The following is a 15,392-nucleotide window of genomic DNA, read 5'->3' on the forward strand; positions in this document are numbered from 1 at the left end:
ATTTAAAGCTTTTAACAGATAAGATGACATACGTATCAACCAGGGAAACCCACCCCGAGTAGCACCTACGCGCAATGCATAGGTGCTACTCGGGGTGGCGAAAGCTAACGCTGTAAAAGACACTATGCGTTTTTCTCTATTTTACAAATACCAAATAAACATTGTCCGGGAAGGAAAGTTCAAAAATTGGATGATTTTAGCCAAAAAAGGAAAGTATATAGGATGATAAAGGAGGTAAGCGAATGAATTTTAAAGAGTATTGGAACGATATTTATGAAAAATCAGATGAGTTTAATTCGTTAATTTATCCTTACTGGAACGAATACTCCCACTTAGGAACATGGCAGTTTTGGCTAATTTTAAGCTTATTGCTGGCGCCGTTAATATTGCTTTACTTTACAATTGACAGGAAGCGAATATTTGAGATCTTATTTTACGGGTACACCGTACATATGCTATGGGCATATATTAGTATTCCATTAGAAAGACACGGATTGTTTGTTCATAAATATTTTCTATCTCCATTCTTTCCATTCGTATCAAATATCATTGCCTCCACACTTCCAGTGGGTTTCATGCTTTTATATCAATATTGTACAAATAACAATAAAAACTATTATTTGTATGCCGCTTTACTGAGTGTCGTGTTTGCTTTTGGGTTTGCCACGGTTGAAGAGTGGATGGGATTAGTTGAATTTAGAAAAGGAACAAATCAACTCCATGTTTTCTTCATAGATATTGTCATCGTATTTATTGCATATTGGTTTACAAAACTTGTAATTAAACTAAAAAACTAGGTTCAGGGGGACGGTTCTCTGCTTCATTTCACTACGAAATGAAGCAGAGAACCGTCCCTAACCTTGGCGCCTGTATGAACCGGGGGGAATGCCGTGTCTTTTTTTAAACACTTTATGAAAATATGGATAGCTGCCAAAACCACAGTTTTCAGCAATTTGATCCAGTGTCATGAAGGTATATTTCATCTGGTCAATGGCAGAAGATAATCTAATGTCCTGGGCGTATTCAATCATCGTTTTTCCAACATTGTCTTTAAAAAGATGGACAGCCCGTGAAACACTTAGCCCAACGTGTGAAGCAGCGTCTTCAATTTTAAACGGAGTCAGTGCGTGCTCCTCAATATAACGCATCATACGAGTGACAACGTATGGACGACTGAAGGAGGAAGCAGTTTCATTTACAGCACGCTCGATCGATAAACAAAGTGCCTTCAGTAAATAATTCTTTAATTCCTCATTTGATTCAGACAACGGACGACGTTCCTCAATAATAATATGCCGCCATAAAGATAACATTTTTTCGTCTAATTCTGTTCGGGAAATACTAGCCTTTTCAGAACGGGACCACCACTCATCCACCCAACTCCCATGACAAAATAAATGATAGTCTCCACTATTTTGTCCTTCTTCAATTCTTAGCTCATAATGCTCTCCAGGTTTGAGCAGCATGAGGTCCCCTTTTTCAATATGGAAAGTCCTTTCCTTAATGACTATTTGACACTGGCCTTCTGTTTGAAATCGAAACAGATAGCTTTCAAAACCAGTTTTATGAATCGTGTGAAATTGCTTCGAGTGATAGGAATAACTACATAGACCAAGATGTATCATTGTAAACTCCTTTTAGTAAAAAATAGCAAGATAGTATATGTATTAATTATATCATTTATTTTAATAAAGGAATCAATCAGTTATGATGAAATCAAATAAGTGATGAATACTGCTTCAAGGATGAACGGGGTGAATGGTACTCGCTTCTATTGCACAGAGTTTTATAGTTTTTGAAATGAGAACGGTTTCGCAGCAAACTAAAACACAATAAGCATGGAGGTACAAAAGATGAAAACTATTCCTGTAGCTGTACAGATGTTTACCTTACGAGAAGAAAGTGAGCGAGATTTTGCCGGTACGTTAAGAAAAATTGCAGACCTTGGTTTTGATGGTGTGGAATTTGCTGGTTATGGGGGACTTTCTCCAGTAGAAGTAAGAGCATTATTAGATGAGTTAGACCTTCGCGCAGCAGCTAGTCATATCCCACTTGATCAAATAAAAAATAACTTGAAACAAGTCATTGAAGATCAAAAAGTCTTAGGAAGCAAGTATGTTGTGTGCCCATTTTTAATGCCAGATGAACGAACTGACGAAGATTATCAAGCTCTCCTACCGATATTAGAAAAAGCAGGAGCAGCTTGCCGACGAGAGGGATTAACTCTTTGTTACCATAATCACGAGTTTGAACTGGAACGTCTTAAAGATGGAAGAATGGCATTAGAGGCTATTTTTGATGATACAAATGCAGAATATGTTCAAACAGAGCTTGATATTTACTGGCTGAAAAAAGCTGGAGAAGACCCTGTTGAGTGGGTGAAACGCTACCAGCAGAGAACTCCGGTCATCCACCTTAAAGATATGACTACAGACGAAGAACAATTTTTTGCGGAGCTTGGAACAGGCGGTGTCGACATTGAGTCAGTACTCAGGCTGGGCGAAGAAGCTGGTGTTCAGTGGTGGGTGGTTGAGCAGGATGTCAGCCGATTAACACCTTTTGAAAGTCTGGAAATCAGCATGAATTACTTGAAAACAAAACTCCCGTATTTATCAAAGAAATAACATAGAACATAAAAATGGAGGAATGAAAATGTTAAGAGTAGCAGTAATTGGCTGTGGAAGTATTGCAAGATTACGTCATCTAATAGAATACGAGGCAAACGAGCAAGTGGAAATTCACGCTGTGTGCGATATTGTTGAAGAACGAGCGGAAAAAATGGCGGCATTTTATGGGGCAAAGGCTTATACTGATTATAAAGAGGTTATTAAACTAGCTAATATTGATGCAATCAGTGTTTGTTTGCCCAACTATTTACATGCTCCTGTTTCTATTGATGCATTAAAATCCGGTAAACATGTGTTGTGTGAAAAGCCAATGGCTACCTCGACAGAAGAAGCCGAAGCAATGATCACAGCTGCGAAAGCTAACAGCAAAAAACTAATGATTGCGCATAATCAACGATTTGTTTCCTCTCACCAAACTGCGAAGGAAATTATTGATAGCGGCAAGCTAGGGAGAATTTACAGTTTTAAAACAACTTTCGGTCATGGTGGTCCAGAGGGATGGAGTATTGATGGGGCGGAGAGTTGGTTCTTTAATAAAGATCAGGCGTTTATCGGTGCAATGGGCGACTTAGGTGTACATAAAGCCGATTTAATGCGCTATTTACTAGGTGAATTTTCAGAAGTCGGATCATTTATTGAAACGAATGCAAAACAAAATACGGAAGTAGACGATAATGCGGTTTGTATTTTACGAACGGAAAGCGGTATCATCGGTACCCTCTCAGCAAGCTGGGCGTATGCACCTAATAGTGATAACTCAACCATCATTTATGGTGAAAAAGGGATTCTCCGTTTAGAAGCAGATCCGAAGTATTCTCTCATTGAAGAGTATCAAAATGGAAATGTCATCAAACATGAGTTGGATCAAATTCAATCGAATGATGAAGCTGGGCAAACAAACTCACACGTCATTGATCATTTTGTTGAAGCTATTCTGGATAATAAAGAGCCACTTGTTAGTGGAGAAGAAGGCATGAAATCACTGCAAGTTATTTTAGGGGCATTAGAGTCACAAGACACGAAACAAATTATTACTTTAAATAAAGGAGTGTAGTCAGATGAAATTAGGAGTATTTACGGTATTATTTGGTGATAAGTCATTTGAAGAGATGCTTGATCATGTCAAAGCTGCCGGTCTTGATGCAGTTGAAATTGGTACAGGAGGTTACCCCGGTAACGATCATTGTCCGCTAGATGACCTTTTAGAGGATGAGCAAAAACGCCAAGACTATTTACATGCAGTCACTTCTCGCGGTTTGACAATTAGTTCGTTCAGTTGCCATGGCAATCCGATTACACCGGATCGAGCATTTGCAGAGGAGTCGGATACTGTTTTACGCAAAACAATCAAACTAGCTTCTCTTTTAGGCGTTCCAGTAGTTAATGCTTTTTCGGGGACAGCCGGTGATAGCGAGGAAGCAAAACAGCCGAACTGGCCGGTCGTTCCTTGGCCAGCCGAGTACGGTGATATTCTGGAATGGCAATGGGAAAATAAACTAATCCCGTATTGGAAGGAAATTGGTAAGGTTGCGGAGGAACATGATGTGAAAATAGGCCTTGAGCTTCATGGAGGTTTTCTAGTTCACACCCCTTACACGATGTTAAAATTGCGAGAGGCCACGTGCGATGCTATTGGTGCAAACTTAGATCCTAGTCACATGTGGTGGCAAGGTATTGATCCGGTAGCAGCAATAAAAATCCTTGGTAAGGCTGGTGCCATTCATAATTTCCATGCAAAAGACACGTATATTGATCAAGATAATGTGAATATGTATGGGTTAGTTGATATGCAACCGTACGGCAAGGTACAGACGCGTGCATGGACATTCCGAAGTGTCGGTTGTGGTCATAGCCTGCAAGAGTGGTCCGATATGATGAGTGCTCTTCGTATGTATAACTATGACTCGGTTGTCAGCATTGAACATGAAGACCCGATCATGTCCATTGACGAAGGATTTGCGCGTGCGGTGAAAAACTTGGATACCGTTTTAATCCGGGAATCTGCCGGAGATATGTGGTGGGCTTAAGAGAAGTTAAGTTGGATGTTTCAAAAGGTATGTTAACCTTTTGGAGCATCTTTTTTGTTTGTGAAAAATAAGAATATTAAGCATTATTTTCAACTTGAAATTCCCCAGTTGATACCATCTGTTTCATGTAATTTATTTATTGACACGCCATGTGTAATTCGTTACATTGTTTAAGTATGTTTTTTAAGGGAGTATGGTAGACCGCAGTTCAGACCCCGCGTATTAAAATAAAACTGCAGCAGTACAGCATTTTATAGAGGGGATTTGGCGGGAGCTCGTACTGTATTTGTAAATAAAGCTATGAGCTTTTTAGGAGGAAAAAATGGATACTCAGAATGAGACACAGGTTAGAATTACAACAGCAGATCCATCAGCACTAGGATTGTTCGGTTTAGCAATGGTAACATTGGTCGCATCATCACAAAAATTAGGAATAACAGAAGGGCTTTCTTTAATTCTACCATGGGCATTTTTCTTAGGTGGAATGGCTCAGTTAATAGCGGCGATACTAGATTCCAAGCATAATAACATGTTTGGAACAACGGCTTTCGGAGCATTTGGACTCTTTTGGTTTGGTGTAGGAGCTAGCTGGTTGATTCAATTAGGAGTTTTCGGTGAAACACTGGCAGCAAATGCAGATCCAAAACAACTTGGGATTGCCTTTCTTGGCTATTTAATTTTCACTCTTTTTATGACAATCGGAGCAATGGAGACAAACAAAGTATTATTCTTCATCTTTGTTTTTATTGATTTCTTATTCATTGGCTTAACGTTAAGCTCCTTTAACGTGATGTACGAAGTCACGCATATGTTAGCAGCAATAGCGGAGTTAATCATTGCCTTGCTGTCTTTTTACGGTGCCGGTGCCATCTTATTAAACAAGCACTTCGGAAAAGTTTTCCTGCCAATAGGACAACCCTTTGGAATCTTTAAAAAGTAGTTTTAATTTGATATACGGATAGAATCAGAGTCTAGAATTAACTTTCTAGGCTTTTTGTTATGCGAAATAACTTACTTTTTAATGACCACTGCATAAATAGATAAGTGAAGAGCCACAGATAAATGTATTTTGATAGAAAATATTGATTAGTTACATTCGACGTAACGGTCACTCTCCGAATGTAACTATCAGCCGTAAATGGTGACATTCAAATATTGTCTAAGCGCGGACTGTTCCTAAACGCCATCATTAGCGACAATCCGTCTGAGTTGTGCGTCTGACTGTAGCTAAACCAGACTATAGTAACACGCATCTGCGATATTACGATGAGTGTCACTAAAGCAGAATTAAATTAGGTCATATTATCTATCCATTGTATCCTTAAAATATTTAGTCTCAATCGTCTTTTCAGGAAAAACTCGAGCAGAGAGTTTTGGTACATACATTCCAAGGCTAATAGACCGTGCTAATGAGAATAAAATGAACGATGCCCACAAACCGTGATTCTGAAAAATAGGTACAAGGATAGCTGCACTTGTGATGAAAACGAGCATTGAGACAATAAGGGAATTCCTGATTGGAGCGGCTTCGGTTGCACCTGAGAAAACGCCGTTTAGCTGTATGCCCCAGAATGTAAAAATCGGAAATAATAACAACCAGAAAAAATAGATCTCCGAAAGACGTTGTACTTGAGGAATGGACGTATAAAACGAAATAATTACTTCTGCCCCGGCTACAAGCGAGAGAGTTAGCGCAACACTAAATATAATGCCCCACTTTGCGGAGAGCTTTAATATATTATGAAATAACTTAGGCTGTTTCATTCCTATGGATCTGCCGATTAATATACTGCTTGCATTGGATAGGCCACCGAAGCAATAGGCAAGCAAAAAATGAATTTGAAATAAAATGGCATTGGCTGCCAAAGTTGTGTCATCCATTCTTGCTCCTAAGGAAGTAAACATCGTATAAACCGTTAGCAAGCATACAGAGCGAATAAATAAATCCCGATTCACTTCTAGCATTTTTTTAAAGGAACTTGTGTTTGAAATATCTGACCACGAGAATAAAGACCAGTTTAAAAGGGTTTTGTTGAGAAGGAGGAGTAGAATGATTCCGCTCAAAACAGCACTTAATTCTGCGAGTAAACTAGCAAATGCTACTCCTTGTACGCCCCAGTTGAAGACATGGACAAATAAGAGATCTAACAAAATATTAATCGTATTCATGCCTATTTGAATGAACAGGGCGCTCTTTACATAGCTTTTTCCGATCAACCAGCCAAGAATTACAAAGTTAACGAGTGTAAAAGGGGACGACCAGATTCGAATATTAAAATAGAGCTCAGCTTGTTCTGCGACCTCCGTGGTAGGGTGAATGACAGTTAGTGACAGCCACCTGATAGGTTCCTGGAAAATGATAAAGGCTAAACCAAAAAAAACAGCGATCATAAAAGGACGAATAAATGCTTGATAAAGTTCTTTTTCATTGTTTGCACCATGCGCTTGTGCAGTGAAACCTGATGTACTTACTCTTAGAAATCCCAATACCCAGAATAAGGTATTGAAGACTATACTTCCAACTGCCACACCACCGATGTAGGAAGGATCAGTCAATTGGCCAACCACAGCAGTATCAACAGAACTTAACAAAGGCGTTGTCATTGTAGAAATCATTAAGGGAATGGCAAGTTTCATATATTGATTACTAGTTACCTCAGTTTGTAAAGGTACAGGAGGAAGGCTTGAGGAAGTTCCCATTTTGGTTCTCCTTTTTTTCTTTTTTTGTGGAGGGACGAATTAGTGATTTTTAATACAGATGACGATTTTTTAATCCAACTTTACGCAGGAGTTCAATCGAATTCTGTTTCTGATTAAGTCGGTCGGTTCCAGTTATAAAGGCTATGGAAAGGTTGAATATAGTCTCTTCTTTCCTTCCGAAAAACAATTGTATCATTATTTTAGAGATACCTTAACAAACGTTTTTTTATTTGTGCTTTGTTATTCATAGATTCAGAAACAGTTCATTATAATTGCTTGACGCTAACTGGGAATCTATGTATAATCGTAAAGCGCAATGATTTCGATTTAAAATCAAAAGAAGGAGTGTTTATTATGAATTCATCTATCAAAATGTTAAGTATTTTCACAATCACCGCTTTTTTAGCAGCAGGATGCGGGTCTTCCAATTCTGCGGAAGAAGCATCCGCCGACGAAGAAAAAAATAACGGCTCCTCCTCTGAGACAGTTGAAACTACCGAAACGGAGGAAGAGACAAATTCGAACAGCCATAATCATGAAAATAATCACGATCATGACGATGATAACAACCACAATCATGAGAACAATCACGATCACGATCATGATGAGGAAACGGAACAAATTTACAACGGGTATTTTGAAGATGAGCAGGTGGAAGATCGCTCCCTCTCTGATTTGGAAGGGGATTGGCAATCTGTCTACCTCTACTTACTGGATGGTGAACTGAATGACGTTTTCTCGCATAAAGCCGAGCAAGATGAGGATATGACTGAGGAGGAATATAAAGAATATTATGAGGTCGGTTATGAAACAAATGTCGACCGGATTGTTTTCGAGGATGACACGGTTACCTTTCATGAAGATGGAGAGGCATATTCCAGTGAGTATTCGTATGATGGGTATGAAATTCTTACGTACGATGCAGGAAATAGAGGCGTTAGGTTCATCTTTGAACGGATGGACGAATCTGAGTATATGCCGCAGTATATTCAATTCAGTGATCATATTATTTCCCCTACAAAATCGGACCACTATCACCTGTATTGGGGAGACAACCGCGAAGAACTGCTAGAAGAAGTTACCAACTGGCCGACTTATTACCCATCAGACATGGATGGCCACGAGATTGCGCACGAGATGATTGCTCATTAAATCTTTCCATTATTAGTCATTGCTATATAATAGAAGGATCTTACTAGAACTTTAGTGAAAGTGCTTAAGAGGTAATTCAGCTCGGAAGGATTGATACGGACCAATCCTAGTTATAGTGATGCAGCATCGTGAAATCATTGATCAGTTTCGCCGTGAAAGCTAACGATTTATTATAAAGAAGACACTACGGGTTTTTCTTACAAGAATTATAAAATCATTGGTTTTTAGAGATTGTTGTTTTACTTTGAACGGAGAGGCTTGAATCCGCTCTAAGCGGACCTTTAAAAACAACAAATCGCTATAGAATACAGAAAAACTGCTCCAGAATTATGGGGCAGTTTTTTCTATGAAACTAATTATTTGATATTTTTATGCTGTCACTACTTTATCTTCCTCATCGAGAGGTTCCATGCGATTAACGGAAATACTGGATAGTAAGCCGAGTATGTAATTCTTTAGATATATAATATATGTTTAATTTGAAACTTTGAATAGTTAAATATAACTAGTCTACTAAGAGTTTGTATGGTAAAATATAACTGTGTATATTTAAATATATTTCTTTGAACCGGCAAACTCATTGAAAAGTGAGGACGCAAAGCTACAGGCCTAAGGAGATCACTATGGTTGCTGGGTTCCCAAAGGAATAACGAACGAAGTTATTTCCATAAGGGAGTAGCTTTTTTGTATACATGTTTACATACTAACTAATACATTTGAGAGAATGTGAGGAACTATTATGATGACTAAAAAACAGTCAGGCGCTCTGCTTATTACCATTATCATCACATTATTTTACGTGTGGAATTATCTATTTAAAGAAAACGAATGGATGGGTGCACTTGGAGCGAGTTCTATTCCATTTATTGGAGGAACCTTGAGTTTAATCTGGCTTTATCAGGCATATCGTAAGAATAGAACGACGCAAAGATATTTCTGGCTGTTGTTAATTTTTGGTGTCTTTCTAAACATTTCAGGAAATTTGATCTGGACTTTAGGCATAATTACCATAGGGGACACTACTTATCCTGATATTTCATGGTTACTCTGGCTCTTAGCGTATATATTCTATTTAGCAGCATTAATTTATAAAACGAAGATAATTAATGGCTTTGGTGCAAATAACCCGTATTTATTTAATATCACTGTTTTTATGTTGATTGCTTCTGTAATCAGTATTCATTATTTCATTGAACCACTCATCGTTATTCAAAGTAATTCCTTTTTGATGACAATCATTAATATTGGTTTTCAAATATCTAACTTAAGTATTGCGTTTGTTGTAATGTATCTCTATTACCTTGCTCGACATAGTATTGAAAAAAAGCTGATTCAAATTATAATTATTGCATTTTCCGTGAGACTTATTGCTGACACAGGTTATACATTTATATCCATTCATGGGACTTATGAGATAGGAGGTTTTATCGAACCATTATGGGTATTTGCTGTCATGTTGATGGGGTTTGCCAGCTTTTTTGAGCAGGAACACGCGTATAATAATATACAAACAAAAAGTTATGTAAAAGAGAAAGAGCCTATTTTTCCATATATAAGTGCGGTAATTCTCATTGTACTAGTTGCCCAAAGCTACCAATGGGAGCTTAATGCTTTAAGTATTGGTATAAGTATAATTTTCTTTATGATTATTATTCGGCACCTCTCGATTATTAAGAAAAATAAGAATCTGATGAGTGAATACAGAAATTTAGCGTTTCATGATTCATTAACCGGTCTGAATAATCGGACAAGTTTTCATCACGATTTAGGACTTCAGATGGGAAACGCAAAACAAATTGACAGCACAGTTGCTTTGTTATTGATTGATTTAGATCAATTTAAACTTGTAAATGACACGCTTGGCCATCAAATAGGCGATCAACTGTTAAAATTAGCTTCGGTACGGTTACAATGTTCAACAGGTAATGATGCAGAGATTTACAGAATAGGTGGAGATGAATTTGTTATCATTCTATCAGATGCTACAGAGGAAAATTGTATTAAAGTAGCTAGAAAAATATTAAAAGAGTTTTCAAAATCTTTTAGTGTTGCTGGTCATGAAATGACAGTTACAGCAAGTATTGGAATAAGTTTATATCCGGAGCATGGGGAAGATCGGGAATCGTTACTTAAAAATGCAGATGCCGCCATGTACTTGGCAAAGGGAAATGGAAGGAATAAATTCCGTTTTTACAATTCGAAATTGAATGAGATAATGGTACGAAAGATGAAAATTGATAGTGAATTAAGAAAAGCAATGGAAAATAACGAATTCCATCTTGTGTATCAACCTAAAATTAATCTACAATCAAGAGAAATTATTGGTATGGAAGCGCTCTTACGGTGGAATAGTACTGAACTTGGATCAGTATCACCGGTTGAGTTTATCTCTATAGCAGAAGAAACGGGACAAATTGTTGCCATTGGAGAATGGGTTTTAGAAACAGCTTGTAAACAAAACAAAAGATGGCAAGAGGCAGGATTTCCACTTTTATGCGTGTCGGTAAATGTGTCTGTCCGGCAATTCCAGCAAAACGCTTTCCTTGAAACCGTAAAAGGTGTTTTACAAAATACAGGTCTTGAACCTCAGTTTTTAGAATTAGAAATCACAGAAAGTGTGATGCAAAATAAAGCCGAGTCTACTGAATTGTTAAAAGGATTGCGGAAGATTGGCGTGAAGACATCGATTGATGATTTTGGAACGGGATACTCCTCCTTGAATATTCTTAGAGAGCTTCCCATTGATACGATTAAAATCGACAAGTCATTTATTGATGGTATTTTGGACTCGGCAAGTGAATCGATGATTAAAACAATTATGGATATAGGATTGAATTTAAATCTTGAGGTGATTGCTGAAGGGATAGAGCATGAATGTCAGGTTGAAATGTTAGAAAAATACAACTGTAGATTTGGACAAGGTTATTTGTTTTTAAAGCCTACAGATAGAGCTGGTTTCGAGAAATATCTTGAAACGTATACTGCTCAAACTAGCTTGAATTAGTTGAATGGGTATTGTGTGATTCACAAAAAAGAGGTATTCTGCTTTCGCAGAATACCTCTTTTTTACGAAGAAATTTATATAATTATCCCGTCTTTTGTTCGAACTATATCCCTTTATCAGAAGAAGTGTCCACCAAGTTCTACTTAGAACAGGTGGACACTTGCTTATAGGTTGACGTTACTCTACTAAGCTTTCAAGTACATCATCGATAATTTGATCATTTGCAACAGGTCCATTGTATAACCAGCTTGTAGTTGACTCGTATTCATAAACTTGATCATTTTTTACGGCAGGAATATTTTGCCACAAAGGATCTTCTAGTAGTTCTATGCTATCATCTAATTCACTGCTAATTAAAAAGAGATGTTCTGTATCCAACTGAGCGACTTCTTCTAAAGAGATAGGTGACCAGTCACTGGTAGCAGATTCAGAAATTTCCTTAACAACGTCTGGTGAAGCGAGACCTAAATCTCCATACATAACAGCGCCACTGGATGCCGTTTCGCTAACTATAAAGAGCTGACCACCAGTAAGCCAGACCGCGGCTACAGAATCTTCTCCAATAGAATCCTTGATTATATCCTGGGATTCTTCTGCTTTTGCATCATAATCTTCCAATATTTGATCTGCTTCATCGTTAAGATTTAAAACTTTTGCTATTTCTACCAAGTCTTCGCGCCAATTTTCACTGTCTTCTGTACCAACAACATAAGTCGGCGCAATCTTTGAATATTGACCGTATTTTCCGTCACCAACAGTTTCAGCTGAGCCGACTAATAGTAAATCTGGAGAAAAACTAGTAACGGCTTCAAAAGGAAGGTCGAACGGAATCGTAGGTATGTCTTGTAAATCTTCCTGTAAATAGTCTTGAATCCCTGCACCATCTGAAATTGACCATTGCGCTACTGGAGAAACTCCAAGTGCTACCAAATAATCTTCTAAATAAGATGCGATAATTCGCTCTGGATTTGCCGGAATGACAACTTCATTTCCAAGTGAATCGGTTAATGTTGTTTCTGTGCTAGTATCGGAAGTTCCAGCTGCTTCTGTATTTTCCGTAGTTTCATCAACAGTCTCTTCAGCAGTTTCCTCACTGTTGGAACTAGTTTCATTATTTTCTCCACACCCGACAAGTGTTAAAGAAAGTGCTAATATACTAAAACCAAGTATACGTTTATTCATTGATAGTATTCCTCCTAATGGATAGATAAGTACTTTACTCAGATAATGATAACGATTATCATTATCGATAGCAAGAGTTTTTTTAAAAGTAGATATAATGACAATTCAATAGGACAAATATCAAAATAAATTCTCACAATAATCCATGTAGTAGAGAGTATTTTGGTGTATAATGATAATCATTCTCACAAGAAGAGAGAGACGCTTTCATTTCTGACTAATTTGAGAAAATAAAGATCAGTATTTAATGAATGTATAGCCATTTTTAATTCTGGCTGAAGTAAAGGAATGAAAAATATGGTATTGAATGAGCAAGAGTCTCCAAGTGAAAAATTAACATCACGTCCTATTATGGCAACAATTATTTTATTTGTTGGATTGATTGTCCTTGTTTTATCGGGAGCCCTTTCGATTTCATTTGGGGCCGCTGATATTAATCTAAAAACAGTATGGACGGGTGTCTTTGAATTTGACCCTAATTTAACTTCCCATCAAATTATCCAGGAATTACGAATGCCACGAGTGATTGCTGCTGCATTAGTCGGAGCTTTTTTAGCAGTTTCCGGAGCAATTATGCAAGGAATGACTAGAAATCCACTTGCTTCCCCTTCAATCATGGGTGTTACAGCGGGATCGGCATTCATGATCGCTATTGCGTTTGCTTTTTTTCCAGGGACCTCATATATAGGGTTAATGATTTGGTCGTTTGTAGGAGCGGGATTAGGCGTCGGACTTGTTTTTACGATTGGTAGCTTTTCCAAAGGAGGATTAACACCTGTTAAGTTAGCGCTAGCTGGTGTTGCGGTTACAGCTTTACTTCAATCGATCTCAACAGCAATTGCGATTCATTTTAACGTCGCTCAGGATATTATGTTTTGGTACGCTGGCGGTGTAGCTGGAACGCGATGGGTCATGATTCAGATATTGATTCCAGTTGCAATTATAGGTTTGATTCTTGCACTGCTAGTTGCTCCTTCGATCACTGTTCTCAGTTTAGGTGACGATATGGCAAAAGGATTAGGGCAACGAACGGCCCACGTAAAAATAGTTGGCACAATAGTCGTTTTACTTTTAACAGGTGCAGCTGTTGCTGTAGCTGGTACGATTGGTTTTATTGGTCTTGTGATTCCTCATATTACTAGATTTCTGGTTGGAGTTGATTATCGGTGGATTATTCCATGTGCAGCTGTTCTGGGAGCATTGTTGCTAGTCTTAGCTGATTTAGGAGCGAGAATGATCAATCCTCCTTTTGAAACACCAGTGGGTGCGATCACAGCCATGATCGGGGTTCCATTTTTCCTCTATCTTGCTAGAAGAGAAGGGAAGGGCTTTTAATGGAAATTCTAAAAAATACATACAGGAAACCACTTATAGTGATGGCAATATTGTTTATCTTTATTTTAACCACGTTCTTTCTAAGTTTAAATTTGGGACACATAAAAATTGCTCCATTAGAAGTTATTCAGACCTTGTTTGGTAGTGGCACAGCTGAAAATAAGCTTGTACTATTTGATTTTCGCTTACCACGTATGGTGATTGCCTTATTAATAGGAGCGGGATTAGGAATTTCCGGGGCAATTCTGCAAGGTGTTTCACAAAATGGTTTGGCAGATCCGGGAATTTTAGGAATTAATGCCGGGGCAGGACTTGCTGTTGTCATCTTTATATTCTTTTTTCAAGGGTCAATGACATCCCTTGGAACGCTGTCCATCTTTATGATGCCAATTTTCGCTTTAGTTGGTGGAGTTTTTGCCGCTTTTCTTATCTATACTCTTGCTTGGAAGGGTGGCGTGACCCCGACTAGATTAATTTTAGTAGGAATTGGAATAAATGCAGCATTCGGTGCAGGATTGATCATCTTCCAGTTGAAAATGAATCCAAATGATTTCATGCAAGCGACAGTCTGGCTTTCCGGAAGTATTTGGGGAGCAAATTGGAAATTTGTTTTAACAGTATTACCATGGATTCTAATACTCATCCCTTTTACGATGTACAAGGCATCGTCTTTAAATGTCCTCAATCTGGGTGATGAGATGGCAACAGGATTGGGAGTAGCTGTAGAAAAAGAAAGAAGAATCTTATTACTAACTTCTGTTGGTTTAGCAGGAGCATGTGTAGCGGTTGGAGGAGGTATCTCATTTCTAGGATTGGTTGCCCCTCATTTAGCGAGAAGGCTTGTCGGATCTAAACATCAAGTGCTGCTGCCCGCAACAGCATTAATAGGAGCATTGTTGTTGCTAGTTGCTGATATGATTGGTCGGAACCTGCTAGCCCCTTCAGAAATACCAGTAGGACTTGTTGTTTCAGCTCTAGGTGCACCGTACTTTATTTACTTGTTGATAAAGGTTAACTAATTATAAAGGAGTTGACGGAATGATAAAAAAGCCAAAACCATATCAAAAAGAAGGTATCGCTAAAATTATCAGGGAACGCCGAACAATAAGAGACTTGAAACCAGATCCAGTATCTGTTGATTTAATCGTGGATATTCTAAATGATGCAGTGTGGGCACCGAATCACGGCTTGAGAGAACCGTGGAGATTTCTTTTATTTCACGGTACAGGGAAGGACAGGTTTGTCGAAGCAGGAAAAGATGCGACATCCAGTGAAGACAGAGAAAAATATGGGAATAAGAAAGATGACTATTTCCGAAATGTACCAATTCATTTGGTTGTTATTATGAAAGAAGACCTCAGGGAA

Annotated in this window: 13 protein-coding genes and 1 riboswitch; of the genes, 10 read left to right on the forward strand and 3 right to left on the reverse strand. The window is 38.1% G+C overall.

Going from position 1 to position 15,392, the window contains the following annotated elements; all coding sequences use genetic code 11:
* Window positions 1-242: 242 nt before the first annotated feature.
* Window positions 243-797 carry a hypothetical protein gene (locus ACHABW_RS23915; RefSeq protein WP_435759278.1) on the forward strand — a complete coding sequence of 185 codons (555 nt, stop codon included), beginning with the start codon at window positions 243-245 and terminating at the stop codon, window positions 795-797.
* A gap of 57 nt (window positions 798-854) precedes the next feature.
* Here the strand turns inward: ACHABW_RS23915 and ACHABW_RS23920 are convergent, their stop codons facing one another.
* Window positions 855-1,625, reverse strand: a complete 771-nt coding sequence (locus ACHABW_RS23920; RefSeq protein ID WP_435759280.1) for a helix-turn-helix domain-containing protein — start codon at window positions 1,623-1,625, stop codon at window positions 855-857.
* 228 nt (window positions 1,626-1,853) lie between these two features.
* Between ACHABW_RS23920 and ACHABW_RS23925 the strand changes: the two genes are divergently transcribed.
* The 4 genes from ACHABW_RS23925 (at window position 1,854) to ACHABW_RS23940 (ending at window position 5,594) form a co-directional block, all read left to right on the forward strand.
* A complete protein-coding gene (locus ACHABW_RS23925) occupies window positions 1,854-2,624 on the forward strand; it encodes a sugar phosphate isomerase/epimerase family protein (protein ID WP_435759282.1) in 771 nt (256 codons plus the stop codon).
* Between the two features lie 22 nt (window positions 2,625-2,646).
* A complete protein-coding gene (locus ACHABW_RS23930; RefSeq protein WP_435759284.1) occupies window positions 2,647-3,681 on the forward strand; it encodes a Gfo/Idh/MocA family protein in 1,035 nt (344 codons plus the stop codon).
* Between the two features lie 4 nt (window positions 3,682-3,685).
* Window positions 3,686-4,654, forward strand: a complete 969-nt coding sequence (locus ACHABW_RS23935; RefSeq protein ID WP_435759286.1) for a sugar phosphate isomerase/epimerase family protein — start codon at window positions 3,686-3,688, stop codon at window positions 4,652-4,654.
* A 322-nt stretch (window positions 4,655-4,976) separates the two neighbouring features.
* Entirely contained in the window at window positions 4,977-5,594 is a 618-nt protein-coding gene (locus tag ACHABW_RS23940) for an acetate uptake transporter (protein ID WP_435759288.1), read from the forward strand.
* A 362-nt stretch (window positions 5,595-5,956) separates the two neighbouring features.
* Here the strand turns inward: ACHABW_RS23940 and ACHABW_RS23945 are convergent, their stop codons facing one another.
* Window positions 5,957-7,354: an MATE family efflux transporter gene (locus ACHABW_RS23945; RefSeq protein WP_435759290.1), complete on the reverse strand. Its 1,398-nt coding sequence runs from the start codon at window positions 7,352-7,354 to the stop codon at window positions 5,957-5,959.
* Between the two features lie 354 nt (window positions 7,355-7,708).
* On the opposite strand from ACHABW_RS23945, the gene ACHABW_RS23950 reads away from it, so the two are divergent.
* Entirely contained in the window at window positions 7,709-8,506 is a 798-nt protein-coding gene (locus tag ACHABW_RS23950; RefSeq protein ID WP_435759292.1) for a ZinT/AdcA family metal-binding protein, read from the forward strand.
* A gap of 560 nt (window positions 8,507-9,066) precedes the next feature.
* Window positions 9,067-9,149: riboswitch (cyclic di-GMP riboswitch) on the forward strand.
* 96 nt (window positions 9,150-9,245) lie between these two features.
* Complete coding sequence (locus ACHABW_RS23955; RefSeq protein ID WP_435759294.1) at window positions 9,246-11,510, forward strand: putative bifunctional diguanylate cyclase/phosphodiesterase; 2,265 nt, start codon at window positions 9,246-9,248, stop codon at window positions 11,508-11,510.
* 177 nt (window positions 11,511-11,687) lie between these two features.
* Here ACHABW_RS23955 and ACHABW_RS23960 read toward each other — a convergent pair whose 3' ends face one another.
* Entirely contained in the window at window positions 11,688-12,692 is a 1,005-nt protein-coding gene (locus ACHABW_RS23960) for an ABC transporter substrate-binding protein (protein ID WP_435759296.1), read from the reverse strand.
* Window positions 12,693-13,043: 351 nt separating this feature from the next.
* On the opposite strand from ACHABW_RS23960, the gene ACHABW_RS23965 reads away from it, so the two are divergent.
* The 3 genes from ACHABW_RS23965 to ACHABW_RS23975 form a co-directional block, all read left to right on the forward strand.
* Window positions 13,044-14,027 carry a FecCD family ABC transporter permease gene (locus ACHABW_RS23965; RefSeq protein ID WP_435759302.1) on the forward strand — a complete coding sequence of 328 codons (984 nt, stop codon included), beginning with the start codon at window positions 13,044-13,046 and terminating at the stop codon, window positions 14,025-14,027.
* Complete coding sequence (locus ACHABW_RS23970) at window positions 14,027-15,046, forward strand: FecCD family ABC transporter permease (protein ID WP_435759298.1); 1,020 nt, start codon at window positions 14,027-14,029, stop codon at window positions 15,044-15,046. Before ACHABW_RS23965 ends, ACHABW_RS23970 begins: the two co-directional genes overlap by 1 nt.
* Before the next feature lie 19 nt (window positions 15,047-15,065).
* A partial coding sequence (locus tag ACHABW_RS23975) for a nitroreductase family protein (RefSeq protein ID WP_435759300.1) occupies window positions 15,066-15,392 on the forward strand: 327 nt, incomplete at its 3' end.

This window comes from Salipaludibacillus sp. CF4.18 (assembly GCF_051262595.1).
GTDB classification, from domain to species: Bacteria; Bacillota; Bacilli; order Bacillales; family Salisediminibacteriaceae; genus Salipaludibacillus; species Salipaludibacillus neizhouensis.

Excerpts from the sequence above, each read along its gene's own strand:
- ACHABW_RS23915 (WP_435759278.1), top strand. The coding sequence starts at position 243 with ATGAATTTTAAAGAGTATTGGAACGATATTTATGAAAAATCAGATGAG.
- ACHABW_RS23920 (WP_435759280.1), bottom strand. The coding sequence starts at position 1,625 with ATGATACATCTTGGTCTATGTAGTTATTCCTATCACTCGAAGCAATTT.
- ACHABW_RS23925 (WP_435759282.1), top strand. The coding sequence starts at position 1,854 with ATGAAAACTATTCCTGTAGCTGTACAGATGTTTACCTTACGAGAAGAA.
- ACHABW_RS23930 (WP_435759284.1), top strand. The coding sequence starts at position 2,647 with ATGAAAATGTTAAGAGTAGCAGTAATTGGCTGTGGAAGTATTGCAAGA.
- ACHABW_RS23935 (WP_435759286.1), top strand. The coding sequence starts at position 3,686 with ATGAAATTAGGAGTATTTACGGTATTATTTGGTGATAAGTCATTTGAA.
- ACHABW_RS23940 (WP_435759288.1), top strand. The coding sequence starts at position 4,977 with ATGGATACTCAGAATGAGACACAGGTTAGAATTACAACAGCAGATCCA.
- ACHABW_RS23945 (WP_435759290.1), bottom strand. The coding sequence starts at position 7,354 with ATGGGAACTTCCTCAAGCCTTCCTCCTGTACCTTTACAAACTGAGGTA.
- ACHABW_RS23950 (WP_435759292.1), top strand. The coding sequence starts at position 7,709 with ATGAATTCATCTATCAAAATGTTAAGTATTTTCACAATCACCGCTTTT.
- ACHABW_RS23955 (WP_435759294.1), top strand. The coding sequence starts at position 9,246 with ATGATGACTAAAAAACAGTCAGGCGCTCTGCTTATTACCATTATCATC.
- ACHABW_RS23960 (WP_435759296.1), bottom strand. The coding sequence starts at position 12,692 with ATGAATAAACGTATACTTGGTTTTAGTATATTAGCACTTTCTTTAACA.
- ACHABW_RS23965 (WP_435759302.1), top strand. The coding sequence starts at position 13,044 with ATGGCAACAATTATTTTATTTGTTGGATTGATTGTCCTTGTTTTATCG.
- ACHABW_RS23970 (WP_435759298.1), top strand. The coding sequence starts at position 14,027 with ATGGAAATTCTAAAAAATACATACAGGAAACCACTTATAGTGATGGCA.